This is a genomic window from Nocardia grenadensis (assembly GCF_050942415.1).
Taxonomy (GTDB): Bacteria; Actinomycetota; Actinomycetes; order Mycobacteriales; family Mycobacteriaceae; genus Nocardia; species Nocardia grenadensis.
On record NZ_CP192054.1, the window covers coordinates 385662 to 409912 of the forward strand.

20 protein-coding genes and 1 pseudogene are annotated in these 24251 nt (G+C 68.8%); 14 read left to right on the plus strand and 7 right to left on the minus strand.

Annotation, left to right across the window (positions count from 1 at the left end; genetic code table 11):
• The first annotated feature begins 234 nt into the window (after window positions 1-234).
• The 3 genes from cysS to ACQPYS_RS01770 all read left to right on the plus strand — a co-directional run bounded on the left by cysS (window position 235) and on the right by ACQPYS_RS01770 (window position 3044).
• Window positions 235-1641, plus strand: coding sequence for a cysteine--tRNA ligase (gene cysS / locus ACQPYS_RS01760; protein ID WP_433491524.1), 1407 nt, complete (start codon window positions 235-237; stop codon window positions 1639-1641).
• The gene (gene rlmB, locus ACQPYS_RS01765; RefSeq protein WP_063035354.1) at window positions 1641-2609 is read left to right on the plus strand and encodes a 23S rRNA (guanosine(2251)-2'-O)-methyltransferase RlmB; all 969 of its coding nucleotides are present in this window, start codon (window positions 1641-1643) and stop codon (window positions 2607-2609) included. Before cysS ends, rlmB begins: the two co-directional genes overlap by 1 nt.
• A gap of 159 nt (window positions 2610-2768) precedes the next feature.
• On the plus strand, window positions 2769-3044 hold the full coding sequence (locus tag ACQPYS_RS01770; protein ID WP_030524119.1) for a DUF4190 domain-containing protein: 276 nt from the start codon (window positions 2769-2771) through the stop codon (window positions 3042-3044).
• Between the two features lie 6 nt (window positions 3045-3050).
• Here ACQPYS_RS01770 and ACQPYS_RS01775 read toward each other — a convergent pair.
• The 7 genes and pseudogenes from ACQPYS_RS01775 to kstR all read right to left on the minus strand — a co-directional run bounded on the left by ACQPYS_RS01775 (window position 3051) and on the right by kstR (window position 12294).
• Window positions 3051-3861, minus strand: a pseudogene (locus tag ACQPYS_RS01775) (enoyl-CoA hydratase/isomerase family protein).
• Between the two features lie 725 nt (window positions 3862-4586).
• Complete coding sequence (locus tag ACQPYS_RS01780; protein ID WP_433491525.1) at window positions 4587-5756, minus strand: acyl-CoA dehydrogenase family protein; 1170 nt, start codon at window positions 5754-5756, stop codon at window positions 4587-4589.
• Window positions 5757-5837: 81 nt separating this feature from the next.
• The gene (locus ACQPYS_RS01785; protein WP_433491526.1) at window positions 5838-6704 is read right to left on the minus strand and encodes a metal ABC transporter permease; all 867 of its coding nucleotides are present in this window, start codon (window positions 6702-6704) and stop codon (window positions 5838-5840) included.
• Window positions 6705-7679 carry a metal ABC transporter ATP-binding protein gene (locus tag ACQPYS_RS01790; protein ID WP_433491527.1) on the minus strand — a complete coding sequence of 325 codons (975 nt, stop codon included), beginning with the start codon at window positions 7677-7679 and terminating at the stop codon, window positions 6705-6707.
• A gap of 27 nt (window positions 7680-7706) precedes the next feature.
• The gene (locus ACQPYS_RS01795) at window positions 7707-8597 is read right to left on the minus strand and encodes a metal ABC transporter solute-binding protein, Zn/Mn family (RefSeq protein WP_063035357.1); all 891 of its coding nucleotides are present in this window, start codon (window positions 8595-8597) and stop codon (window positions 7707-7709) included.
• A 201-nt stretch (window positions 8598-8798) separates the two neighbouring features.
• Window positions 8799-11351, minus strand: a complete 2553-nt coding sequence (gene otsB / locus ACQPYS_RS01800) for a trehalose-phosphatase (RefSeq protein ID WP_063035358.1) — start codon at window positions 11349-11351, stop codon at window positions 8799-8801.
• 298 nt (window positions 11352-11649) lie between these two features.
• Entirely contained in the window at window positions 11650-12294 is a 645-nt protein-coding gene (kstR, locus tag ACQPYS_RS01805) for a cholesterol catabolism transcriptional regulator KstR (RefSeq protein WP_063035360.1), read from the minus strand.
• A gap of 140 nt (window positions 12295-12434) precedes the next feature.
• On the opposite strand from kstR, the gene ACQPYS_RS01810 reads away from it, so the two are divergent.
• From ACQPYS_RS01810 to ACQPYS_RS01860, 11 genes are all read left to right on the plus strand, one after another.
• On the plus strand, window positions 12435-14615 hold the full coding sequence (locus tag ACQPYS_RS01810; RefSeq protein WP_433491528.1) for an acyl-CoA dehydrogenase family protein: 2181 nt from the start codon (window positions 12435-12437) through the stop codon (window positions 14613-14615).
• A gap of 27 nt (window positions 14616-14642) precedes the next feature.
• Entirely contained in the window at window positions 14643-15701 is a 1059-nt protein-coding gene (locus ACQPYS_RS01815; protein WP_433491529.1) for an acyl-CoA dehydrogenase family protein, read from the plus strand.
• Window positions 15692-16861, plus strand: coding sequence for an acyl-CoA dehydrogenase family protein (locus ACQPYS_RS01820; RefSeq protein ID WP_063035363.1), 1170 nt, complete (start codon window positions 15692-15694; stop codon window positions 16859-16861). Before ACQPYS_RS01815 ends, ACQPYS_RS01820 begins: the two co-directional genes overlap by 10 nt.
• A 68-nt stretch (window positions 16862-16929) precedes the next feature.
• Window positions 16930-17868 carry a bifunctional MaoC family dehydratase N-terminal/OB-fold nucleic acid binding domain-containing protein gene (locus tag ACQPYS_RS01825; protein WP_433491530.1) on the plus strand — a complete coding sequence of 313 codons (939 nt, stop codon included), beginning with the start codon at window positions 16930-16932 and terminating at the stop codon, window positions 17866-17868.
• Window positions 17865-18290 carry a MaoC family dehydratase gene (locus tag ACQPYS_RS01830; protein WP_433491531.1) on the plus strand — a complete coding sequence of 142 codons (426 nt, stop codon included), beginning with the start codon at window positions 17865-17867 and terminating at the stop codon, window positions 18288-18290. Before ACQPYS_RS01825 ends, ACQPYS_RS01830 begins: the two co-directional genes overlap by 4 nt.
• Window positions 18291-18338: 48 nt before the next feature.
• Complete coding sequence (locus ACQPYS_RS01835; protein WP_431940807.1) at window positions 18339-19532, plus strand: lipid-transfer protein; 1194 nt, start codon at window positions 18339-18341, stop codon at window positions 19530-19532.
• A 333-nt stretch (window positions 19533-19865) separates the two neighbouring features.
• Window positions 19866-20900, plus strand: coding sequence for a DUF4129 domain-containing protein (locus ACQPYS_RS01840; RefSeq protein WP_433491532.1), 1035 nt, complete (start codon window positions 19866-19868; stop codon window positions 20898-20900).
• Window positions 20897-21391, plus strand: coding sequence for a hypothetical protein (locus tag ACQPYS_RS01845; RefSeq protein WP_433491533.1), 495 nt, complete (start codon window positions 20897-20899; stop codon window positions 21389-21391). Before ACQPYS_RS01840 ends, ACQPYS_RS01845 begins: the two co-directional genes overlap by 4 nt.
• Before the next feature lie 28 nt (window positions 21392-21419).
• Window positions 21420-22382 carry an AAA family ATPase gene (locus ACQPYS_RS01850; protein ID WP_063035368.1) on the plus strand — a complete coding sequence of 321 codons (963 nt, stop codon included), beginning with the start codon at window positions 21420-21422 and terminating at the stop codon, window positions 22380-22382.
• Window positions 22379-23653 (plus strand): DUF58 domain-containing protein, encoded by a 1275-nt coding sequence (locus ACQPYS_RS01855; protein WP_433491534.1) that lies wholly within the window; start codon window positions 22379-22381, stop codon window positions 23651-23653. Before ACQPYS_RS01850 ends, ACQPYS_RS01855 begins: the two co-directional genes overlap by 4 nt.
• Window positions 23650-24138, plus strand: coding sequence for a hypothetical protein (locus ACQPYS_RS01860; protein WP_433491535.1), 489 nt, complete (start codon window positions 23650-23652; stop codon window positions 24136-24138). Before ACQPYS_RS01855 ends, ACQPYS_RS01860 begins: the two co-directional genes overlap by 4 nt.
• Window positions 24139-24251 lie beyond the last annotated feature (113 nt).

Genomic DNA, 24251 nt, shown 5'->3' on the forward strand with positions numbered 1-24251 from the left:
GCCCGCGAGGTCGCCCGCACAGTCCTGTGGCCCGTCGCCGGGCCCGGACCGGTGATCGGTTCGAGCCGGTGAAGCGCTCACCGCGCCAACCGCCGACCGTGCCCCTGTGGAATACCGAAGTTCGCACGCGCGGCCGAGCCGACTGCCGGAACACCCGGCCGCACCGCTACCCTGCCCATATCCCCCTGCACCAAATTCGAGTGCAATCCATACACGAAACTAGGATCGACTGCCGTGACGCTGCGCCTGTTCGACACCGAGAAACGGACCCTGCGTGATTTCACGCCGCTGGTACCCGGCCACGCCTCGGTGTACCTGTGTGGGGCGACCGTACAGGGGCTACCCCATATCGGTCATGTGCGTAGCGGGGTCGCCTTCGACATTCTGCGCCGGTGGCTTGCGGCCAACGGCTCGGATGTGGCGTTCATCCGCAACGTGACCGATATCGAGGACAAGATCCTCACCAAGGCGGCCGCGGCCGGCCGACCCTGGTGGGAATGGGCGGCGACGCACGAACGCGCCTTCGATCAGGCCTATCGGCAACTCGGTGTGCTGCCGCCGTCCGCCGAACCGCGCGCGACCGGCCACATAACCCAGATGGTCGATTTGATGCAGCGGCTGATCGACCGGGGGCACGCCTACGCCTCCGAAGGCAATGTGTATTTCGATGTCCGGAGCTACCCGGATTACGGGCATCTGTCCGGGCACCGGCTCGAAGATGTGCATCAGGGCGAAAGCGCCGGCCTCGGTAAACGCGATCCCCGTGATTTCACGCTGTGGAAAGCCGCCAAACCGGGAGAGCCGACCTGGCCGTCACCTTGGGGCCCGGGCCGTCCAGGCTGGCATCTGGAATGCTCGGCCATGGCCGAGTTCTATCTGGGGCCGGAATTCGATATCCATTGCGGTGGAATGGACCTGGTCTTCCCGCACCACGAGAACGAAATCGCGCAGTCCAAGGCGGCCGGGCACGGTTTCGCCCGGTACTGGTTGCACAACGGCTGGGTCACCATGGGTGGCGAGAAGATGGCGAAATCGCTCGGCAATGTGGTGTCCATTCCGAATGTGCTGAAATCGGTGCGCGCAGTGGAATTGCGCTTCTACCTGGGCAGTGCGCACTACCGGTCGATGCTGGAATATTCGGACAAGGCGCTGCACGATGCCGCCCAGTCCTATCAGCGGATCGAGGCGTTCATACAGCGGGTGGCCGAACGCGGCGGGGATATCCCGATGGGCAAATGGACCGACGGATTCGCCGCCGCGCTCGACGACGATCTCGGGGTGCCGAAGGCGCTCGCCGAGATCCATCACGGCGTGCACGAAGGCAACCGCGCGCTGGACGCGGGCGTGCTCGACACCGCCCGGGAACACGCCGGTCAGATCCGGGCCATGCTCGATGTCCTGGGCGTGGACCCCCTCGACCCGCACTGGCACGCCGCCGCCGACCATTCGGCCGCCGACGCCGCCCTGGATGTGCTGGTGGGTGCCGAACTCGAACGGCGGCAGCAGGCCCGGGCCGCCAAAGACTGGGCGACCGCCGACGCGGTCCGCGATCGGCTGCAGGCGGCCGGAATCGAAGTAACCGATACACCCAACGGTGCCGAATGGTCGCTGGGCGCACCTACCCCTGGAAAGGCGGGCTGATGGCCGGCAATTCACAACGTCGCGGGGCGATCCGTAAAGGCGGCACCAAGAAGGGAGCCGTGGTGGGGTCCGGGGGCAAGCGGCGTCGCGGGCTGGAGGGCCGCGGGCCGACACCACCGGCCGAACAGCGCACGAAGCATCCGGCGGCGCGGCGGTCGGCGGCGAAGGCCAAGGCCGCGCAGAACAATCCGCCCGGCCGCGGGCGCCCCGCCGGTAGGCGGAGCGAGGACGGTCCCGAGCTGGTGCTGGGCCGCAATCCTGTGGTGGAGTGTCTGCGGGCCGGGGTTCCGGCCAGCGCGCTGTACGTAGCGGTGGGTACCGAGAACGACGAGCGGCTCACCGAGAGTGTCCGCCTCGCGGCCGATACCGGGATCTCCATACTCGAGGTGCCGCGTACTGATCTCGACCGGATGAGCTCCAACGGCCTGCACCAGGGCGTGGCGCTGCAGGTGCCGCCCTATCGGTACGCCCACCCGGACGATCTGCTGAACCGGGCCAAGGAATCCGCCGAGCCGGCACTGCTGGTGGCGCTGGACAATATCTCCGATCCGCGCAACCTCGGCGCCGTCGTTCGCTCGGTCGCGGCTTTCGGCGGGCATGGGGTGGTGATCCCGCAGCGGCGCAGTGCCAGCGTCACCGCGGTCGCGTGGCGGACCAGCGCCGGCGCCGCTGCCAGGCTCCCGGTCGCCCGTGCCACCAATCTCACCCGCACGCTGAAGGATTGGGCCGCTACCGGTGTCCAGATCGTGGGCCTGGACGCCGGCGGCGATCTGTCCCTCGACGATTTCGACGCCACCGCCCCCACGGTGATCGTCGTCGGATCGGAAGGTAAGGGACTGTCGCGGCTGGTCCGGGAGACCTGTGATGCGGTCCTGAGCATCCCGATGGCGGGCCCGGTGGAATCGCTCAACGCCTCCGTCGCCGCGGGCGTTGTGCTGGCCGAAACCGCCCGGCAGCGCCGCGCCTGACCGATCGAGCACGGCGTCCCGCCCGCCCGGCCCACGGCCCGGCGAACCGCGGCGGCGGCGCGGCGATCGAGCGTGTCGGGGTGCGGTCAGCGGCCGGTTCGGGAGTGAATCCGCCGTGCCCGGACCGCAAATCCGGCACCGCACCGTAGAATTCGTCATGTGGTGATACCCAACGCGCCCATCGGTAAGCCGGTAGAGCACCCGCACGCGACAGCGGTGCTGTTCCTCGGTGCGCTCAGCGTGCTGTGTTGCGGGCTGACCGGGCCGGTGGCCTGGGCGATGGGTAAGCGCGCACTCGATCAGATCGAGGAGTCCGGCGGCGCATACGGTGGCCACACGCAGGTCGTCGTCGGATTCATCCTGGGCGTCATCGGCACCATACTCATGGTCGTGATGGCGGTGCTGTTCCTGGTAGTGCTGCTCGGCGGGGGCTGAGCGACGTCAGTCCAGGCTCTGCTGCCCGGACCATTTCGTGCGCGCCCAGCTCGGCCATTCGTCATTGATCGAGCCGGACCACGAGGGCTGGCGGCGCTCCCGGAAGGCCGCCATCGCCTCCCCGGCATCCCGGCCGTCGGCGATGTGCTCGTTCAGCTCGGCTTCGAGCCGCGCCACCACATCGGGTTCGAGTCCGACACCCTCCCACAGCAGCCGCTTGGACAGCGCGGCGCTCAACGGGGCCGAACCGCCCGCGATATCGTGCGCCACCGCCATCGCCGTCGGCACCACCTCCGCCGCGGGCAGGCACGCATTGGCCAAACCCATGGCCCGGGGCCTCCGCCCCGTCGAAGGTACGGCCGGTGAGCAGGATATCGGCGGCATTGGCCAGCCCGGCCAGCCGTGGCAGCGTCCAGTGCGCGTAGCCGTCCGCGAGGACCCCGCGCCGGACCTGGCTCAGCGCGTAGACCGCGTCGTCGGCCATGTAGCGCAGATCGCACTGCAGCGCCAGCGCCAGCCCGGCACCCACCGCGTGCCCGTTGACCGCCGCGATCACCGGTTTACGCACCCGGAACGGCGGCGGATCGATACTCGCGCTCACCTCGCCCACCCGGTCCGACAGGTCGGCGCCCGCACAGAAAGCGGGCGGGGTACCGGTGATCACCACGACTCGGATGGCGTCCTCGCTGTCACACCGTTTCAACGCGGCCCCCAGGGCCTCGGTCATGGCAGGGTTGAACGCGTTCTGTTTCGCCGGCCGATTCAACGTGAGGACGGCGATGCCCGCTGAGACATCGACGAGCAATTCCGAACTCATGGCTCGGATGGTAGCTGGGTTTATGGCGCCGGGGCGCGCGCGGGGGTTGGGGATGTAGGCCGGTTCGGGGAGGCGGGGGATGTGGGTTTGCCGGCGGAGTGGCTGTGTTTCGGCGCGCCGGTTGAAGATGTGGATTGATTCGCGAAGGCGGGGGACGTGGGTTTGTTTGGTTGAGGTGCTGTGTTTTGGCGCGCCGGTTGAGGCTGTGGGCTGATTCGCGAAGGCGGGGGACGTGGGCCTGCTCGCGAAAGTGGGGACGTGGGCCTGCTCGTGAAGGTGCTGTGTTTTCGGCGCGCTGGCGCGCGCGGGGTCGAGGCCCCCTTGGTCTCGCCGTTTCGGCCTCGAGACTCGAGTCTTCGGCTCATGCGATGTGCGGTGGGCCGTCCATAGAGAGCGACCGTTGAACACCTTCGGCCAAGGGGCGAGACGGGCGGCAACCCTTCGAGGTGTCTCGTAAAACTCGACGCACGTGGGTTACGTCGGTACCCGATGTCCGTGTCGGATGCCGACTCGACCGCCCGGCCGACCTGGCATCTGATCGCTTCCACGAATAGCAGCGCCTGCTCGGTGCCGAGTCTTAGGAGGCCCTGAAAGGGTCGAGGCCCGTCCCGCCGTTCAGGCCTCGAAGCGCATGCGGCGAAGCCGCGAGTCTCGAGGCCTGAACGGCGGGACCTTCGGGGGCCTCGACCCCGCGGCGCCGAAGGCGCCGCCAATAAACACAGCAATTACCGCAGAACTTTGCGGCCGATGGCGTATTTGTGGACCTCGGTGGGCCCGTCGTAGAGGCGGAAGGGGCGCATATCGCGGAAGATCATCTCGACCACCGTCTCGTCGCTGACGCCGATACCGCCCAGGATCTGGACGCAGCGGTCGGCGACCTTGAACAGTTCCTCGGAGACGAATGATTTGGCCATCGAGCTCTCGTGGCGGGCCTTCTCGCCCTGGTCCATGAGCCAGCAGGTGTGCCAGATGGTCAGCCGGCACTGATGCAGCGCGATCTCGTTGTCGGCGATCATGAACGAGACGCCCTGGTGTTCGCCGAGGGTCTTGCCGAAGGCGGTACGGGTTTTGGCGTGGTCGATGGCGATGCTCTGGGCGCGTTCGGCGGCGCCGAGCCAGCGCATGCAGTGGGTGAGGCGGGCGGGGGCCAGGCGCAGCTGGGCGTAGCGCAGGGCTTGGCCCGCCTCGCCGAGCAGTGCTGATTTCGGGAGGGTGAGGTTGTCGAAGCGGACCACACAGTGCCCGGCCACATAGTTGCGGTCCATGGTGTTCATGGTGCGTTCGATGACGATGCCCGGCCGGTCGCCGTCGGTGAGGAAGAGGGTGGGGCCGGCGGGTAGGTGGGGGTTGTCGCCGAGCAGCGCCATGATGATCCAGGTTTTTGCGCCGTTGGCGCCGGTGATCAGCCATTTCCGGCCCTCGATGACGAAAATCTCGCCGTCGAAGGTGGCGGTGGTGGCGAGCTGGCCGGGGTCGGAGCCGGCGCCGTCGGGTTCGGTCATGGCGAACACCGAGCGCTGGTGGCCGTCGATGACCGGCCGGAGGTAGCGCTCGGTCTGTTCCGGGTTCGCGATCTTGGAGAGCAGGAACATATTGCCCTCGTCGGGAGCGGCGCAGTTCATGGCGATCGGGCCCAGGGTCGACCAGCCGGCGGCTTCGTAGAGTACGGCCTGTTCCACGTGGGTGAGGCCGCGGCCGCCGAGCGCGGTGGGGGCCTGGATGGTCAGCAGGTTCTCGGCGCGGGCGAGTTCCACGAGTTCCTGGCGGAGTTCGTCGGTGGGGCCGTGCGAGGTGAGCCGTGGGTCGCGCTCGTAGGGCACGATCTTGTCTGCGACGAATGCGCGGACCCGGTCACGTTCGGTGGCGAGCTCGGCGGGAATCGTGAAGTCGATCATGTGGTCACCTTCGTCCGGGGCGTTGAAGGACGAGCATACGAAACTTTGCCACCCGGACTGAAGGCACCTGCCCGCAGCTACTCAGCGGACCCGGGCGACCTGTCGTTGCCGCACCCCGATCACCCGGCAGACCAGGTAGATCACGAACGAGATCGTGGTGACGAAGGTGGAGACCGGCGCCCCCGGCGCCAGCGACAGCAGGATGCCGCCCACCGCGGAGATCTCGGCGAAGACGACCGCCAGTACGGTGGCCCGCACCGGGTCGGCGGTGAGCTGTGCCGCTGCGGCCGCCGGGGTGATGAGCAGTGCGAGCACCAGCAGGGCACCGACGATCTGGACACCGAAAGCCGCCGTGATCCCGAGCATCACCGCGAACAGGATGGACAGCGCCTGCACCGGCACACCCCGGGCCACCGCGACCTCGGGATCGGTGCTGGCGAACAGCAGCGGCCGGTACACCACGGCCAGTACGGCGAGCACCGCGGCGGTGCAGGTGGCCAGCAGCGTCAGGCCACCGAAACCTACGCTCACCACCTGTCCGGTCAGCAGCGAGAATTTCGATCCCGCGCGTTCGGGACCGAGCCACAGGAAAAGCACCGACAGGCCGAGGCCGAATGACAGCACCACCGCGATCACCGAATCGCGCTCTCTGGCCCGGGTGCCGAGCACCCCGAACAGCACGGCCGCCACCACCGACCCGGCGATCGCCCCGAGCCCGACGCCCGCGCCCACCAGCAGCGCGGCGGCCGCACCGGTCAGCGAGAGCTCGCTGGTGCCGTGTACCGCGAACGACATCTGCCGGCTGATGATCAGCGGGCCGATCACCCCGGCGAGCAGCCCGAGCAGGGCCGCCGCGACCACGGCCTGCTGTACGAAGTCGTAGCCGAGCAGGTGCGCGGTGGTCTGGATATCGAAGATCTCGCCCAGCATCTCGGAGAGCTTGTCCATCTATCCGTTCGCCTGTCCCGCTCGCTGGGGGAGTTCGGCCAGGGGGTCACCGGCGTGCGGGGTCCCCGGCTCCCCGTGACAGTGCGCGCCGGCCGTGCCGAGGGCGTCCATGGTGTCGCCGGTGCCGACCACGACCAGCCTGCCCCGGACGCGCAGCACATCGACCTCGGTCTGGTAGAGCTCGGAGAGCACCGCGGAGGTCATGACCTCGTCCGGGGTGCCGATCCGGAACTTCCCGCCGACCAGGTAGAGGACGCGGTCCACCAGCGGCAGGATCGGGTTGATCTCGTGGGTGACGAAAAGCACCGATGTGCCGTGGTGGCGGCGGCGGGCGTCGATCAGCCCGGAGACCAGCTGTTGGCTGGCCAGGTCGAGGCTCAGCAGTGGTTCGTCGCAGAGCAGCACCGAGGGATCGCCGACCAGTGCCTGCGCCACCCGCAACCGCTGCTGTTCGCCGCCGGACATGCTCTCCAGCGGGGCCTCGGCGAACCTCTCCGCACCGACATCGGCGATCGCGGCGGCGACCTTGCGCCGGCGCTCGGCGCGTGCCCGCAGACCCAGCCCCCAGCGGTGGCCGTCCACGCCGAGACCGACCAGGTCGACACCGCGTAACTGCACGCCCGCGTCGATGGTTCGCTGCTGCGGTATGTAACCGATATCCGGGTGGCCGGCGCGCGGCGCGGCACCGGCGATCCGGGCGCTGCCCGAGCTCAGGGCCAGTTGGCCGAGCAGCACCCGGAGCAGCGACGTCTTTCCGGAGCCGTTGGGTCCGAGCACGGCGATGAACTCGCCCCGGGCGATGCTGAGGTCCAGTTCCCGCCACAGGACGCGGTCGCCGAATGCCAGTGTGGCCGCTTCGAGCCGTACGGCGGGCTCTGGCGCGGGCCGAGCGGAGTCGTCGAAGCGCTCGGCCGCGACACTGCCGTCACCGGCCGTCGTGGCACGGTGCGCTGTCGAGGCGATATCGCTGCTCATATCGATCCATCCGTTCCTCGGGTGCCGTCAGCCGATGGCGTCGGCGAGCGCCTGGGCGTTCTGCGTCTGCCACGTTACGAAATCCGTTCCGGACGGCAGGGTTTCGGTCACCTCCACCACCGGGATGCCGGCGGTGACGGCGGCATCGCGCAGCTCCCGGCCCACCTTGTCCTCGGTCTGCACGTTGTAGACCAGGACCGCGACCTGCTTGCCGGTGATCAGGTCACGGGTGGCGGCGACCGCCGCGGGCGACGGATCGGTTTCCTGCTCGATCGCCTCCTGGTAGTCCCGGGGCGTCCGGTCGACGGTACCGGCATCCTGGAGCAGGTAGTACGCCAGCGGTTCGGTTTGCAGGACCGGGGTGCCGGGGTGATCGGCGGCGATCGCGTCGGTGCTCGCGCCGACCTGTTCCAGCCGGTCGGCGAGCTGCGCCGCCCGGTCGGTGTAGTCCTGGGCGTGCGCGGGATCGATCTCGGCGAGTTGTTCGCCGATCTGTCCGGCGACCAGCGCGACGGTTTCCATGTCGTACCAGACGTGCTCGTTCGAATCGTCCCGGATCGCCTCGTCCCGGGCCGCGACCGCCTCGACGGTGCGCTTGTCGCGGCCCTCGATCGCCTTCGCGATGAACTCGTCGTAGTGGCCGCCGTTGTACACGACCAGATCGGCATCGCTGAGTTGCGCGGATTCCGATGCCGAGGTTTCGTGCGAATGCGGATCGGCGGTGGGGTCGGAAATGATGGCGGAGACGTCGGCATCGGGTCCCGCGACGGTGCTCGCGATATCGGCCCAGACATTGGTCGAGGCGATTACCGACGGTTTACCGGAATCGGAGCCGGCCCCGCCGCAGGCGGTGAGCGCCGCGGTCGTCGCCACCCCCACGGCGATGATCAGAGCGCTACGGGCATAGTGAGGTGACACGGCAAGTACCTACCAGGGTTAATGGAAATCGTTTCCGTTTTACTTTAGCAGCCCTGGTGAGGAGCTCTGAACCGACCGCCCAGTTCCAACAGTTCCCGGCGCGCGGTCATTCCGGGCCGCGGGCGCCGATCCACCCGCCGGAAAGCGCTGGGACGGCGGGCGCTCCGCGGCCCGCCGTCCTCGCTCACCGAGCGGCCGACTCTATTTCCCGAGCAACTGCGCGCAACGCAGCAGGCCCAGGTGGCTGTATGCCTGGGGATGGTTGCCCAGGGACCGTTCGGCGACCGGGTCGTACTCCTCGCTGAGCAGCCCGGTGGGTCCGGCCACATCCACCAGCTGCGCGAACAGCGCTTCGGCGTCGGACCGTTTGCCGATCAGCAGGTAGGCCTCCACCAGCCAGGCGGCGCACAGGTGGAACCCGCCCTCGCCGCCGGGCAGACCGTCGTCGTGGTGGTAGCGGTACACCGTGGATCCACTACGCAGTTCGGCCTCGGTGGCCACCACCGTCGCGGCGAACCGCGGGTCGGTGGGATCGATCAGGCCGCTGAGTCCGATGTGCAGGGTCGCCGCGTCGAGATCGGTGCCGTCGTAGGCGGCGGTGTAGGACTGCACTTCGTCGTTCCAGCCCTTGGCCTTGACCTCCGCGGCGATGGTTTCGCGCAGCGGCGCCCAGTCGCTGTCGACGGTCCGGTCGAACTTCTCCGCCAGGGTCAGCGCCCGGTCGATCGTGAGCCAGCCCATCACCTTCGAGTAGACGTGGTGGCGGGGGTTGCCGCGGATCTCCCAGATGCCGTGGTCGGGTTCGGTCCAGCGGCGCTGCACCGCCGAGACCATGGCGTGCACGAGTTCCCAGTCGGCGTCGGGCAGTACCTTGCGCGGATCGGTGGTGCCCTGCTTCTCCCGGGCGTGGGCCAGGCTGGTGATGAGGTCCACGATCGGGCCGAAGACGTCCAGCTGGACCTGCATATTGGCCGCGTTGCCGACCCGCACCGGCCGGGATCCGGCGTAGCCGGGCAGCTGATCGATCACGGCCTCCGGCGGCAGGGTTTCGCCGTAGATGGTGTACAGCGGGTGCAGGCGTTCGGGGCCGGGCAGGGTCTCCAGCACCCGGTGCACCCATTCCAGATACTGTTCTGCCTCACCCAGGGAACCCAGCGAGACCAGCGCGCTGGCGGTCAGCGCGGCATCGCGCAGCCAGCAGTAGCGGTAGTCCCAGTTGCGAACGCCGCCGATATCCTCCGGCAGCGAGGTGGTGGCCGCGGCCAGGATCGATCCGGACGGGGCGTGCACCAGCCCGCGCAGGGTGAGCGCGGACCGTTTCATCAGATCGGGTTTGAGGGCGGGCAGGTCCAGGGTCGCCGCCCATTCCTTCCAGTACAGTTCGGCGATCCGCCGCCGTTCGCCCTCCCCGGTGGCGGCGGGGGTGAGATCGTGTGTGCCGCAACGCAGTTCCAGGACGATGGGACTGTCGGACGGGTCCACGATCGCGGTGGCCGTATCGTGTGCGCCGTCGCTGTGGATCTGCCACTGCACCCCGGGGGCGCGCAGTACGACCGGATCGTTGGTGCCCCAGACCCGCAGGCCGTCGGTTTCCACCTGGATGGACACCGGAACCTGGCCGAACTCCGGACGCGGGGCGAAGCTGATCTCAGCGGGAGCAGTACCGGTGATCACCCGGGTGAGATCGGTGCGGTCGGGGTCCACGTCATGCGGAAGATAGTCGGTGACCTGCAGTTTCGCCCAGCGGGTCTCGACGGTCATGGTGCCGTCGACGTACCGCTGGGACAGCGGCAGGCCCGGTCGCTGCGGGGTGATGGAGAAGTGCCCGGCGTCCATACCGCCCAGCAGATGGGCGAAGACGGCGGCCGAATCCGGTTCCGGGTGGCAGAACCAGGTGACGGTGGCGTCGGGGGTGACCAGGGCGACCGAACGCGGACTGGCCATCATGGTCAGCCGTTCGATCCGGGGCGCGCTGGCGCCGGCCAGCCAGGTGCGGCGTTCCTCGAGCAGGAATGCCAGCGCGTGCGAGACCGCTTCGGTGCTGTCGACCCGGTATTTGGCCAGCGATTCGCCCTCGCCGACCTTGATACCGATATCGGGTCCGCTCAGCGCGCGGAACGCTTTCTCATCGGTGACGTCGTCGCCGAAGAACACCGCCGCCGAGGCGCTTTCCTGGTGGCGGACCGTGCTGAGGGCCGAACCCTTGTCGGTCGGCACCACAGCCAGTTCGATCACGGCCTTACCCTCGGTGACCTGCACACCGACCCAGCAGGCCGGACCCTGGCGGGCCTGGCCGAGGGCGCGGCGGCCGATCTCGGGGGTGGCGTTGCGCACATGTAGCGCGACGCTGGCGGGTTTGGTCTCCACCGTGACGCCCGGATGGTCAGCGGCGATCTTGTTGAGGGCGGTCACCACTTCCCGTAGCAACTGCCTGGCGTCACTGTCGATGGCGTGTACGAAACCCACGTCGAATTCCGAGCCGTGGCTGCCGATCAGTTGCACTTCGACCGGTAGCCGGGAGAGGGCGGCGAGGTCACGCAGCGCTCTGCCGGATATGACCGCGGCCGTGGTGCCGGACAGCCCGGCCAGCGCGCGTAATGCCCGCACGGATTCCCCGTGCGGGTACGCCTTGGCCGGATCGGAGACAATGGGAGCGAGTGTCCCGTCGTAGTCCGATGCGACGAGCAGTCGAGGGACGCGTGCGACCGTCGACAGCGCTCGGCGGAGTTCCAGTGGCAGATCCTGTGCGCTCACACATCCAACCTATTGATCGGAGTTTTCGTTAAGAGGGGGCGCGCATGACAATACTGTGTCACGTCCGCTGATCCGATTCGGCGGGAAGTGTGGGCGGGTGCCCCCGGCTCGACGTGCGAGCGGAGGCGCGCCCGGTGGCGGCCGGCGCGGAATCCGCGGGCCGAGCTCACCGGCGCCGGTGGTGGATTGCGAGGTTTTCCGGCTCGCGCGACACCGCAGCGAACGCCTGATCACCCCCACGTCCCACCGGGTCGACGAGCAGTCGGCCGCCCGGTCGGCGGACGCGGTGGCGCAGGCCTCAGGAGCGTTGACCGAGTAGGAGATCCACGGTCAGTTCGAGCCGTTCGGAGACATCGGTCGCGGAGGCGCGGCGGGTGAGCCAGGCGACCAGGTTCGAAAGCCACACATCGCTGATGACCCGGGCGATGGCGAGCTGGCGATCGGTGGGTTCGCCGTCGTTCATGGCCCGGGCGAAGACCCGGTCCATGACCTTGCCGACCCGGTCCACCTCGGCGGCGGCCGAGGCGTCGGCGAACATGAACGCGCGGGTCATGGCCTCGGTGAGTAGTGGGTCGCGCTGCATCATCCGGGTGATCTGGGAGAGCAGTACATGCATCCGCTCCTGTGGCGACTGACCCGCCAGCGGTTTGCGTTTGCCCTCGAACTGCTCGAACTCCCGGGCCAGTGCCGAAACCAGCAGGTGCACCTTGGAGGGGAAATACCGGTACAGGGTGCCGACCGCGACATCGGCGCGTTCGGCGACCGCGCGCATCTGCACCGCGTCGTAGCCGCCCTTGGAGGCGAGCGCGAGGGTGGCGTCCAGGATCCGCTTGCGGCGTTCCCGCTGCGCGGCCGAGCTCAGTTCGTCCTCCCGCAGCGTGGTGACGGGGGCGGCTGTCGCCGCACCCGGATCGCCGGGCTGGGAACGGGAGGGGCTGGCCATGGGGGGACTTCCTTTCCGTGACGTGTCGCGGACGTCAGCGCGTGCGGCAATGCGGTAGGCGCTTCTCTTGACTTCCGCCCACCGTGGATATTAGAACATGTTCTAGGTGTGGGAGTCACGCCGGAAAGGCGGTATGGACTGTGACCATCGCCACCACTGACGAGCATAAAGCCGTTCAGCAGTCGATGAGCGGGTGGGCAGCGGCGGCCCAACCGATTGCAACAATGCGGGCCGACGCGACCGACTTCTGGCGTACATATTGGGTAACGCTGACCGATCTCGGAATCTTCCGGGTGGCGGTGGCCGAGGAGGCGGGCGGCGCGGGCGGATCGGTCTCCGATCTGGCCGTATTCATCGAACAGGCAGCACACGACATGGTCGGCGGCCCGCTGCTGACCACCGCGGTCGCCGGGCTGGTGACCGCCGGGTGGCTGCCGGAGGAGCAGCCCTGCGGGATCGCGCTGGACACGGTCGCCGGGGACGAGACCGCGCCCGAAGCCGGCCGGACGGTACCGGTCTTCGACGCTGCCGGAACGCTCAGCGGTAGCTGGGAATCGGTGCTCGGCGCCGCGCCCGGGACCGCGGTGCTGCTGCCGGTGGACACCGCGGACGGCCGGCGCTGGTGCCTGCTCGGCCCGGATACCCCCGGACTGCAGCTCGAGGCCCTGGAACCGCTCGACCTGACCACGCCGCTGGCCCGGGTCCGCTGCACCGAGGTCCAGGTCGAACCGGACGCGGTGTTCACCCCCGGCTACGCGGTGGAAGACCTGCTGGTGGCGCTGGTCGTGGCCGAGCTCGCCGGCGTGACCGGCTGGTGCCTGACGACAGCGGTCGACTACGCGAAGGTTCGCGAGCAGTTCGGGCGGCAGATCGGGTCGTTCCAGGCGATCAAACATATCTGCGCGTGGATGCTGTGCCGCACCGAACTCATCCGGTCGGTGGCCGCCGACGCGGCCGCCGCGGTGGATTCCGGCGGCGCCGAACTACCGATCGCGGCCGCGATCGCCGCCGCCATCAGCCTGGATGCCGCCGTGGAGACCGCGAAGGACTGCATCCAGGTACTCGGCGGGATCGGCTTCACCTGGGAACACGACGCCCACCTGTACCTGCGTCGGGCGACCGCGCTGCGCCAGCTGCTGGGCGGCGCGTCGCACTGGCGGGCCCGCGTCACCGAGCTGACCCGGGGCGGTAAACGCCGCACCACCGGTGCCGACCGGGTCTTCGCCGATGCGGCGCTGGCCGGCGGTGAGACCGAAACCGAGGTGGCCACCGACGAACTCGCCGCCGAGGTCGCGCGGATCGCCGCGCTGCCGGCCCCGCAGCAGCGCGGAGCACTGGCCGACGCGGGGCTGATCATGCCGCACTGGCCGCAGCCCTACGGTCGCGGTGCCGACCCGATGACCGGATTGGTGATCTCGGAGGAGCTGCGCCGGGCCGGGCTGACCGTTCCCGACCTCACCATCGGCGGCTGGGCGATCCCGACCCTGCTGCAGCACGGCACCCCCGAACAGATCGAACGGTTCGCCTGGCCGACCCTGCACGGTGAAGTGGTGTGGTGCCAGCTGTTCAGCGAACCGGGGGCCGGTTCGGATCTGGCCGCCCTGCGCACCACCGCCGAACGCACCGAGGGCGGCTGGGTGCTGGGCGGCCAGAAGGTGTGGACTTCGCTGGCCAAGGAAGCGAATTGGGCCATCTGCCTGGCGCGCACCGACGTGAGCGCGCCCAAGCACAAGGGCATCAGCTATTTCCTGGTCGATATGCGCAGTGCCGGGATCGATATCAGGCCGCTGGTGCAGATCACCGGTGAGGCCCGGTTCAGCGAGGTCTTCCTGGACGGGGTCTTCGTTCCCGACGACTGCGTGGTCGGCGCGCTGGGCAACGGCTGGAAGATCGCCCGTTCCACGCTGTCGGCCGAACGGGTCGCCATGAGCGGTAACGGGATCGGACCGGCACTCGAGGAGCTGATCGCCAAACTTCCGGCGACCGGACGCGGATCGGAGCTGCTGAACGACCGGCTGGGCGGTTTCGTCGCCGACGCCATCGCCGGGCTGTTGCTGGAACAGCGCGCGGCGGTCCGGATCCTGGCCGGGGCCGACCCCGGCGCGCAGAGCAGTGTGCGCAAACTCGTGGGCGTGCGGCACCGGCAGGCGGTCGCCGAGTTCGCCGTCGAGGTGGCCGGCCCGGCCGGGGCGCGGGTCACCGAGGACACGTCGGAATTCCTGCTCACCCGCTGCCTGTCGATCGCGGGGGGCACCGAGCAGATCCTGTTGACCGTGGCAGCCGAGCGGATTCTCGGACTACCCCGCGACGCGGCCGGCTAACACAGTGCAACGACTGGAGAGCAGAACGTGGACTTCACCCGAGACGAGGCTCAAGAGGCGGTGGCCGAGGTCGTCGTCGGACTACTGGAGCGGGAGGCGGCGCGCGACGCCGGACTCTGGCCCAAGATAGCGGCTACCGGCCTGCTGTCGGTAGCGCTACCGGAACGGTTCGGTGGCGATGACATGGGTATCGACGCCGTATCGGTGCTGTTGACCGAACTGGCCACCGATGCCGTGGCTGCACCGGCGCTGCCCACCCTGGGGTTCGGCGTGCTGCCGCTGCTGGAGGCGGCGCCCGAGGCGGTGGCCGCTGAGGTGTTCCCTGCGGTCGCCGAGGGCGCGGTGCTGACCGCCGCCATCAGTGAACCCGGCGCGCCCCTGACCCTCGAGCCCACCACCAAGGCCGAAGTGACCGGCGACAAGGTGCGGATCACCGGGTACAAGGTGGCCGTGCCGTGCGCCGACCAGGCGCGCTGGCTGCTGGTGACCACGGATTCCGGCGTCGCGGTGGTCGATTCGGACGCTCCGGGTCTGTCGCTGACCCCCTCGGCCGTATCCGGCGAACTCGCCGAATTCTCGGTGAGACTGGATGGAGTCGAGGTGTCCGCCGACCGGTTGCTGCCGGACGCGGGCCCGCGGCTGCACCGGTTCGCGCTCGCCGCCATCGGCGCGGCGGCCGACGGTTTGCTCGCGGGCGCGGTGAAATCGACCGCCGCCCATGTGGGCACCCGGCAGCAGTTCAACCGGCCACTCGCCGAATTCCAGGCGGTGGCCCAGCAGATCGCCGACCTCTATGTGGTGTCCCGCACGCTGCATGTGGCCGCGGTCTCGGCGAACTGGGCTCTCGGACAGGATGATTCGAGCCCGGAGCGGCAGCAGCGGATCGACGACGATCTGAATGTGCTCGCCTACACTGTGGCCGCGGAACTTCCGCGTGCCATGCAGAAATGTCACCACCTGCACGGCGGGATCGGAGTGGATGTCACCCACTCGATGCATCGCTACTACTCACAGTCCAAGGACCTCGCCCGCTGGCTGGGCGGCGCCGCGCTGCGGCTCGAACGATTGGGGGCAGGGTGTTCGTAGATCTGACCAGCGAACAGCGCAAACTACGTGACGACCTGCGCGCCTACTTCGCCGACCTCGTCACGCCGGAGGAGTCCGCAGCCATGGCGGTCAACCGGCACGGCGACGCCTACCGCGAGGTGGTGCGCCGGATGGGCCGCGACGGCTGGCTGGGTGTCGGCTGGCCCAAGGAGTACGGCGGCCAGGGTTTCGGCCCGGTCGAACAGCAGATCTTCTTCAACGAGGCATCCCGGGCCGATGTCCCGCTGCCGCTGGTCACTCTGCTGACCGTCGGTCCGACGCTGCAGCAGTTCGGCACGCGGGAGCAGAAGGAGAAGTTCCTGCCCGGCATCCTCGCCGGGGATATCCATTTCGCCATCGGATACTCCGAACCGGAGGCCGGTACCGATCTCGCGGCATTGCGCACCAGCGCCTCCCGCGACGAGGCGGGCGACTGGATCGTCAACGGTCAGAAGATCTTCACCACCGGCGCGCACGAGGCCGACTACATCTGGCTGGCCTGCCGCACCGGCCCGGTGGCCGACCGGCACCGCGCGATCACCATCCTGATCGCGGATACGAAGGATCCGGGCTATTCCTGGACCCCGATCATCACCGCCGATGGTGCCCATCACACCAACGCCACCTACTTCGACGGCGTCAAGGTTCCGGCGAACATGCTGGTCGGCGAGGAGAACAAGGGCTGGCGCCTGATCACCACCCAGCTCAATCACGAGCGGGTGAGTCTGGGGCCGTCGGGCAAGATCGAGCAGCTCTACGACCGGGTCCGCGATTGGGCGCGGCCGCGCGGCGTACTCGACGATCCCGACGCGCGCGCGTCGCTCGGGCGCATCCACGCCATGACCCGGCTCAACGAGCTGCTGAACTGGCAGGTCGCGGCCACCGCCGACGATCCGAACATCGATCCGTCGCAGGTCATCGCGGACGCGTCGGCGACCAAGATCTTCTCGACCGAATCGCTGCAGGAGGCGGGTCGGCTGGCCGAGGAGCTCATCGGCCGGTTCGGCGACCCGGCCGACCCCGCGACCGCCGAGCTGATGAACTGGCTCGACCGGCGGACGAAGCAGAACCTGGTGGTGACCTTCGGCGGCGGCGTCAACGAGGTGATGCGCGAACTCGTCGCCTCCGCCGGCCTGAAACTGCCGCGCGTACCCCGCTGATTCGATGAGCCCGGCCGCGGCCGGCCGGCGGAGGCACCCTCTCGAACCACCCGACCCTAAGGAGCAGCGTGCCGGACACAAGTACTCCGGAAGCGATCATCGCCGCCGCGGAGCGGATCAAGGCGGCCGGGGCCAGCGCGCCGCGGCCCGGCCGCGACCCGGTGAACCAGCCGATGATCAACAACTGGGTGGAGGCGCTGGGCGACAGCAACCCCGTCTATGTCGACGAGGCGGCCGCGAAGGCCGCCGGTTTCGACGGGATCGTGGCCCCGCCCGCCATGGCCCAGGTCTGGACCATGCTGGGGCTGGGTGGTCGCCGCCCGTCCGATGATCCGATGGAGGCAACCAACGCGCTGCTCGACTCCGCCGGGTACACCTCGGTGGTCGGTACCAACTGTGAGCAGATCTACCACCGCTACCTGCGGCCCGGCGAAGAGGTGAGCATCACCAGCGCGCTGGACAGCATCAAGGGCCCGAAACGTACCGGGCTGGGCGAGGGGTTCTTCCTGACCTACCGCACCGGCTGGTATGTCGGGGACGAACTCGTCACCGAGATGCTGTTCCGCATCCTGAAGTTCGCCCCGGGTGCGGCCGCCGCCCCGGAACCGGCGCCGGCCGAACGGGTGCGGCCGCTGGTCTCCCACGACACCGAATTCTTCTGGGAGGGTACGAAGGCCGGCGAGCTGCGGATCCAGAAGCTTCCCGACGGGAGCCTGCGGCACCCTCCGATCCCGGCCATCTGGCAGGACAAGACCGAACCGGTCGATTACGTGGTGTCCTCCGGTAAGGGCACGGTGTTCAGCTACGTCGTACATCACGCGCCCAAGGTGCCGGGGCGGGAGCTGCCGTTCGTGGTCGCGCTGGTGGAACTCGACGAGGGGGTGCGGATGCTGGGTGAACTGCGCGGTGTCGAACCCGATCAGGTCGAGGTCGGGCTGGCGGTCGTGGCCGGTTTCGAGAAGCTCGACGACGATACGGTGCTGCCGTTCTGGAAGGTGACCGCATGACCGCCACATTCGATCCGGCCACGGTCCGGGTCGGCACCGAACTGCCCGAACTGTCGATCCACGCCGATCCGACCTTCGTCATCAGCACCGCGCTGGCCACCCGCGACTTCCAGGACGTGCACCACGATCGGGACAAGGCGATCGAACGCGGCTCGAAGGATATCTTCGTCAATATCCTCACCGATACCGGCCTGGTGCAGCGGTTCGTGACCGACTGGTCGGGGCCGAGCACGGTCGTGAAATCCATCGCGCTGCGGCTCGGGGTGCCGCTGTACGCGTACGACACCCTGACCCTCACCGGCAAGGTCGTCGAACTCGACGGCGAGGACGTCCGGCTGGAGGTCGTCGGCAAGGACAGTCTGGGCGATCACATCGTCGCGACGGTGGTCGCGACCGTACCGGGTGCCGGAGGCGGGGCGTGAGCGCAGCCACCACGCACAGTCCCATCCAGCCCGCGGAATGAGGAACGCATGAGTACTTCGCAACACCCCCTGTCCGGCCGGGCCGCCATCGCCGGGATCGGCGCCACCGATTTCTCCAAGGAATCCGGCCGCAGCGAACTGCGGCTGGCCGCCGAGGCGGTGACCGCGGCCCTGGCCGACGCCGGGCTCACCCCGGCCGACGTCGACGGTCTGACCACCTTCACGATGGATACCAACCTGCAGGTCGCGGTCGCGCGGGCGGTCGGCATTCCGCAGTTGACGTTCTTCAGCCATATCGGGTACGGCGGCGGCGCGGCCTGTGCGACCGTTCAGCAGGCGGCGATGGCCGTGGCGACCGGAGTCGCCGATGTGGTCGTGGCGTACCGGGCGTTCAACGAACGGTCGGTGTCCCGGTTCGGGCAGTTCTCCACCTCGCTGGCGGCGGCGCCCACCTCCTCCGGTATCGACGCCGGCTGGTCCTATCCGCACGGTCTCGGCACGCCCGCCGCGCAGGTGGCGATGGTCGCCCGGCGGTACATGCACGTCTACGGCGCGACCTCGGCCGATTTCGGCCGGGTCGCGGTAGCCGACCGCAGACACGCGGCGGTGAACCCGAACGCGTTCTTCTACAACAAGCCGATAACCCTGGAAGATCACCAGAATTCGCGCTGGATCGCCGAACCGCTGCATCTGCTGGACTGCTGTCAGGAATCCGACGGCGGCGTGGCGATCGTGGTGACCAGTGTGGAGCGGGCGCGGGACCTGCCGAATCCGGCCGCCGTGATCACCGCCGCGGCGCAGGGCAGCGGCGCCGACCAGTACGTGATGACGAGCTACTACCGCGACGCCTTGACCGGGCTACCGGAGATGGGCCTGGTCGGCGACCAGTTGTGGGAGCAGAGCGGTTTGCGGCCCGCCGATATGCAGGCCGCAATTCTGTACGACCACTTCACCCCGTTCGTCCTCATGCAGTTGGAGGAACTCGGTTTCTGCCCGCGCGGTGAAGCCAAGGATTTCATTGCCGACGGGGCTATCGAAATCGGCGGAAAACTCCCGATCAATACCCACGGTGGGCAGTTGGGGGAGGCGTATATCCACGGCATGAACGGCATCGCCGAGGGCGTGCGCCAGTTGCGGGGGACCTCGGTGAATCAGGTCGACGAGGTGGAGAACGTCTTGGTCACCGCGGGGACCGGGGTGCCGACCTCGGGTTTGGTGCTGAGCGCGGACCGGGCTGCCTGACCGGCCCGGCGCCGGTTTGCGCTGTCTACCGCGATAGACAACCACCGCGCCGTGTCCGGTACGCCGGGCGCGGCGCGGCGTCCGTTCGACGTTCGAGCTCGGCGGCGGATTCGGACATCGGAATCGGCCACCGAGCCTTTGCCGAGGTTGTGAGTATTCACAGCGGGGAACAAGATATAACTGTCGATCCCGCAATGGGCAGTACGTTTGCCGGCAAGGGGCTGATAAACGTGAAAAACTCGTCATTTCATATTGTCGATTCGCTCCCGGGCCGGCCCCCCGGCATGTAAGCATGTGGCTGTTCTTGGCAGTAAGCAGGTTCGAGGTATCGGGTTGGCCGGGTCGCGAGCGCTGATCGCGCGCATTGTGGCGGTGTTCGCGCTGTTGTTCTGCGCTGTCATCGCGCTGCGCGGTCATATCCCGGGCATCCCGGACAGCAGCGGTTCGGCGGGCGGCCCGCCCTCGGCTCTCACCGTGGCGCTGATGCCGGTACTACTCACCGTCTCGATCGTGGTGCTGCTGGCCGGGGTGATCGCCTCCCAGCATCGGCTTCCGCTGGCTCTGCCCGACTTCGATTCCGATACCGAGTCGCACTGGCGGCTGGGCCGCGTCGGCCTGGCCGTGCTGTTCCTATTGGCCCTCGTCGGTGTCCTCGCGGCGATCGTGTTCGCCGTCTACTTCATCGGGTTCCAGCGCGTCGCCGAACCGGTTCCGGCCGCCCCGCCGGGTGCCCCCGCCCCGCAGCATCCCGCGACGCCGCCCGGGACCGAGGCGGACCAGCCGATCCTGACCGGCACCGGATTGTTCCTGGCCACGGCGGCCGCGAGCACCCTGGTGGCGGTGGCCGTGACCGGTCTGGTCGTCGTCACCGTGAACACCCAGCGGCCCGAACATGCCGACGAACCCGACGACGAGTCGCCGGCCGCCGGGGACCTGCCCACCACCGATACCGAGACCCTGGTCAAAGCCGCCGAGATGGGGTTGGCCGCCATGAACGCGGCCGGTCAGGACCCGCGCGCCGCGATCATCGCCTGCTATCTGGCGATGGAACGCGGCCTGGTCTACGCGCGCGGTCTTACCCCGCTGGCCTCCGACACACCCATGGAAGTGCTGGCGCGCGCATTCGAGCACGGGGCCCTGCACGAGGCATCGGCCCGGGAACTGGTCGCGCTGTTCGAAGAGGCACGGTTCAGCCCCCATTCCATGCTGTCCTGGCAGCGGATGCGGGCCGAACAGCTGTTGCGCGTAGCGCTCTCCGACCTGCAGAGCACCCCGGATCCGGCCGTATCGGCCGCCCCGGATCCCGGCGGCTATCCGCCCGCCCTACCACCGCATACCGGTGTGCCGAGCGGGGTGGGACCGAGATGAGCAGACCCTGGATCGTGACAGCCGCGATCGTCGCGGTCGTGGGTCTCGAGGTGGCCGTGTGCCTGCGGGCCCGGGAATTCGTACTGATCGCGGCCGGGGTGCCGGTCGCGATCGCGCTGTGCTGCTTCGTCTGGGTGCTGCTGCGCCCGGAGAAGAAGGAAAAGGAACTGGCCGACGAGATGGAGAACGGGCCCGCCGAAATGCTGCGCCACTGGCATGCCCGCGCCGAAATGCTCGTCGACCGCGCCGACGGCAGCCGCGCCGACTGGGATCGGCATCTGCGGCCGCTGCTGGCCAAGGAGTTCCAACTGTCCGCCGGTCTGCGGGTCAGCAAGAACCGGCGGGCGCTGGAAAGTGCCGGGATCCATCTCTTCGGCGCCGAACTGTGGCGCTGGGTGGACCCGGCCGATTCGGCGCTGCGTGACCAGAACACGCCCGCGCCGGGCCGCGCGGCTCTGGACGAGATCCTGAGCCGCCTTCAGAGAATGTGAAACGGGTCGACCCATTGCGAGAAAACACATGACGATGCCCTTGGACGCGACCGTCCAACGCACCGAGGCCGTGCTCCGGGAGGTTTCCCGGGTGGTGGTCGGCAAACGCGAGGAGCTCCAGCTCATCATGATCGCGATCCTGTCCGGCGGGCATGTGCTCATCGAGGATCTGCCCGGACTGGGCAAAACACTGATCGCGCGATCGTTCGCGGCCGCCCTCGGCCTGGACTTCACCCGGGTGCAGTTCACCCCCGACCTGCTGCCCGCGGACCTGCTCGGCTCCACGATCTACGACATGTCCACCGGCCGTTTCACGTTCCGCCGCGGCCCGGTGTTCACGCATATGCTGCTCGCCGACGAGGTGAACCGCACCCCGCCGAAAACCCAGGCGGCGCTGCTGGAGGCGATGGCCGAGGGACAGGTCAGCATCGACGGGGAGACCTTCCCGCTGCCCCAACCGTTCATCGTGCTCGCCACCGACAACCCCATCGAATACGAGGGCACCTACCCGCTACCCGAAGCACAGCTGGACCGGTTCGCCATCCAGTTGCGTCTGGGCTACCTGTCCGAGCAGGACGAGACCCAGATGATCCGCCGCCGGCTCGAACGCGGCGCGGTGCCGCCGCAGGTGGGCCAGGTGGTCGACGCCAAAGGCCTGCTGGAGATGCGGCACTCGGTGGAGTTCGTCTCGGTGCACCCGGACGTGGTGGGCTATGTGGTCGCGCTGGCGAGCGCTACCCGGGCCCACGCGCAGGTCGAGGTCGGCGCGAGTCCGCGCTCGGAACTGGATCTCGTGCAGATGGCCCGCGCCCGGGCCTTGCTGAACGGTCGTGACTTCGTGGTCCCCGAAGATGTGAAGGCCCTGGCGATCCCGGCCATGGCGCACCGGATCACCCTGCGGCCGGAGATGTGGGTGCGGCGCATCCGAGGCGAGGATGTGATCAGCGAACTGTTGCGCCGCCTGCCCGTTCCTCGCGCCGCCACGCCATGAGACATCGCGACGCCGGTGCCACGGTGGAGGCCCGCCTGCGCTGGCGTCCCGCCCCGCTCACCTACCTGCTCGCCATCGCCTCGGCCGTCGCGCTGCTGGTCGCGGTAGTGGCGGGCAGCTGGCAGCTGGTGGTGTTCGCCTCGCCCATGCTCGGTGTGCTGGCCAGTGCGCCCTGGCAGGTGTCGCGTACCCGGATCCAGGTGGACGGCGGCGGTACCCAACGATGTTTCGAGAACGAGGAGGTCACGGTCACCATCGCCGCCTTCGTCGATCAGGGGCAGGCGTTGCTGCGCTGTAAACCGGTCTCGGTCGACGGGATGACGGTGACGGTCGAGGAGTCCGCGGATTCCGGGGTGGCGCCGGCCGGGCTCCGGTTGACCGTATCGGCGTCGCGCTGGGGTCGGTATCCGATAAAAGTACGGGTCAAGGCGTTGAGCCCGGCCGGGATGGCATTGGCCACGGCGACTCTGCCGGCCGGGGAGATCTACGTCTACCCGATCACCGATCCGCAGCGGATGCGATTGCCGCGTACCGAACTCCCCGAACGGCTCGGTGTTCACCTCACCCGCCGGCACGGTCCGGGCGTGGAATACGCCGATATCCGCGCCTACGCCCCCGGTGACCAATTGCGCATCGTGAACTGGGCGGTGAGCGCCCGCCGCGGCCGTCTGTACGTGACCGAACGCCTGACCAACCGTTCCGCCGATGTGGTCGTCCTGGTGGACACCTCCCAGCAGGCACCCGGGCCCGCCAGCGACGCGCTGGAACTGTCGGTACGCGGGGCGGCACAGGTGGTGCAGTCCACACTGCAGGCCGGCGACCGCACCGCTGTGGTCTGCCTGGGGCAGTCGCCGCGCTGGCTGCGTCCCGATATCGGCCGCCGGCAGTTCTATCGCATCGTCGACACCGTGCTCGACGTCGGCGACGAGTACATCTCCACCACCGGCACGCTGGCGCCCTACGCCGCGGTCCCGCTCGGCGCGATCATCGTCGCCTTCACCACCCTGCTGGACACCCAGTTCGCTCTCGCGCTGATCGACCTACGCAAACGCGGGCATGTGGTGGTGGCGGTGGATGTGTTGCGCGGCAGCCCGTTCGCCGGCGATCTGGATCCCACCATGGAGAAGATGTGGCAGCTCGAACGGATGTCGATGTACCGCGATATGAGCACGGTCGGCGTGGATATCGTCCCGTGGGCCGCTGACACCCGCCTCGACCAGACCATGCGCCTGCTGCCGCGGCACCGCCGGATGACCAGGCTGCGCCGGTGATCAAATTCCTGGCGCATCTGTCCGGCACGCTGCTGGTGCTGCTGGTCGCCCTGATCCAGCCGTGGGCGGCCCCGGCCGCGATCGTGCTGGTGGTGGTCGGCTGGTGGTGGCGCTGGGCGGCGGTCGGCGCGGTCCTGCTGGTGATCGGGGTGCTCGCATTTTCCGATACCGGCCTGGTCGCGGCGGCCGCGGCCGGGCTGGTGGCGACCGCCTATCTGCTGAACATCGCGACCGTCACCGCACCGCGCGGTGTCGTCCCGACCACCCTCCCGTCGGTGATGGGCGCGGTCCTGTGGACCGCGGCGGCGGGCGGAGCGGCCCTGCTGCCGGTCGAACTGGAATGGGCGCCGGTGGTCGCTCCCGTGCTGGTGATCCTGCTGTCGTCGATCCTCACGTACAGCATCACCGCGACGCGTCGGCGGCCGCCGACGGCGCAGCCCGGGGCGAACGCCAAGAATACGTCGACTACGCACGCGGATTCGTGAAGTGGACTCGACCCCCGCTCCTTTCAAGATATAGCCGACCCGGGGGCTTGCGGCAAGGCCCGGGTGGTGCCGCATACTCGCTGGCCGAGCCCACAAGCGTGGGACAGGAAGGG

Bases quoted from the DNA above. Each gene is read 5' to 3' on its own strand.
- rlmB (WP_063035354.1), top strand. From the start codon at position 1,641: ATGGCCGGCAATTCACAACGTCGCGGGGCGATCCGTAAAGGCGGCACC.
- ACQPYS_RS01780 (WP_433491525.1), bottom strand. From the start codon at position 5,756: ATGATCGACTTCACGATTCCCGCCGAGCTCGCCACCGAACGTGACCGG.
- ACQPYS_RS01785 (WP_433491526.1), bottom strand. From the start codon at position 6,704: ATGGACAAGCTCTCCGAGATGCTGGGCGAGATCTTCGATATCCAGACC.
- ACQPYS_RS01790 (WP_433491527.1), bottom strand. From the start codon at position 7,679: ATGAGCAGCGATATCGCCTCGACAGCGCACCGTGCCACGACGGCCGGT.
- kstR (WP_063035360.1), bottom strand. From the start codon at position 12,294: ATGGCCAGCCCCTCCCGTTCCCAGCCCGGCGATCCGGGTGCGGCGACA.
- ACQPYS_RS01830 (WP_433491531.1), top strand. From the start codon at position 17,865: ATGACCGCCACATTCGATCCGGCCACGGTCCGGGTCGGCACCGAACTG.
- ACQPYS_RS01835 (WP_431940807.1), top strand. From the start codon at position 18,339: ATGAGTACTTCGCAACACCCCCTGTCCGGCCGGGCCGCCATCGCCGGG.
- ACQPYS_RS01845 (WP_433491533.1), top strand. From the start codon at position 20,897: ATGAGCAGACCCTGGATCGTGACAGCCGCGATCGTCGCGGTCGTGGGT.
- ACQPYS_RS01850 (WP_063035368.1), top strand. From the start codon at position 21,420: ATGACGATGCCCTTGGACGCGACCGTCCAACGCACCGAGGCCGTGCTC.
- ACQPYS_RS01855 (WP_433491534.1), top strand. From the start codon at position 22,379: ATGAGACATCGCGACGCCGGTGCCACGGTGGAGGCCCGCCTGCGCTGG.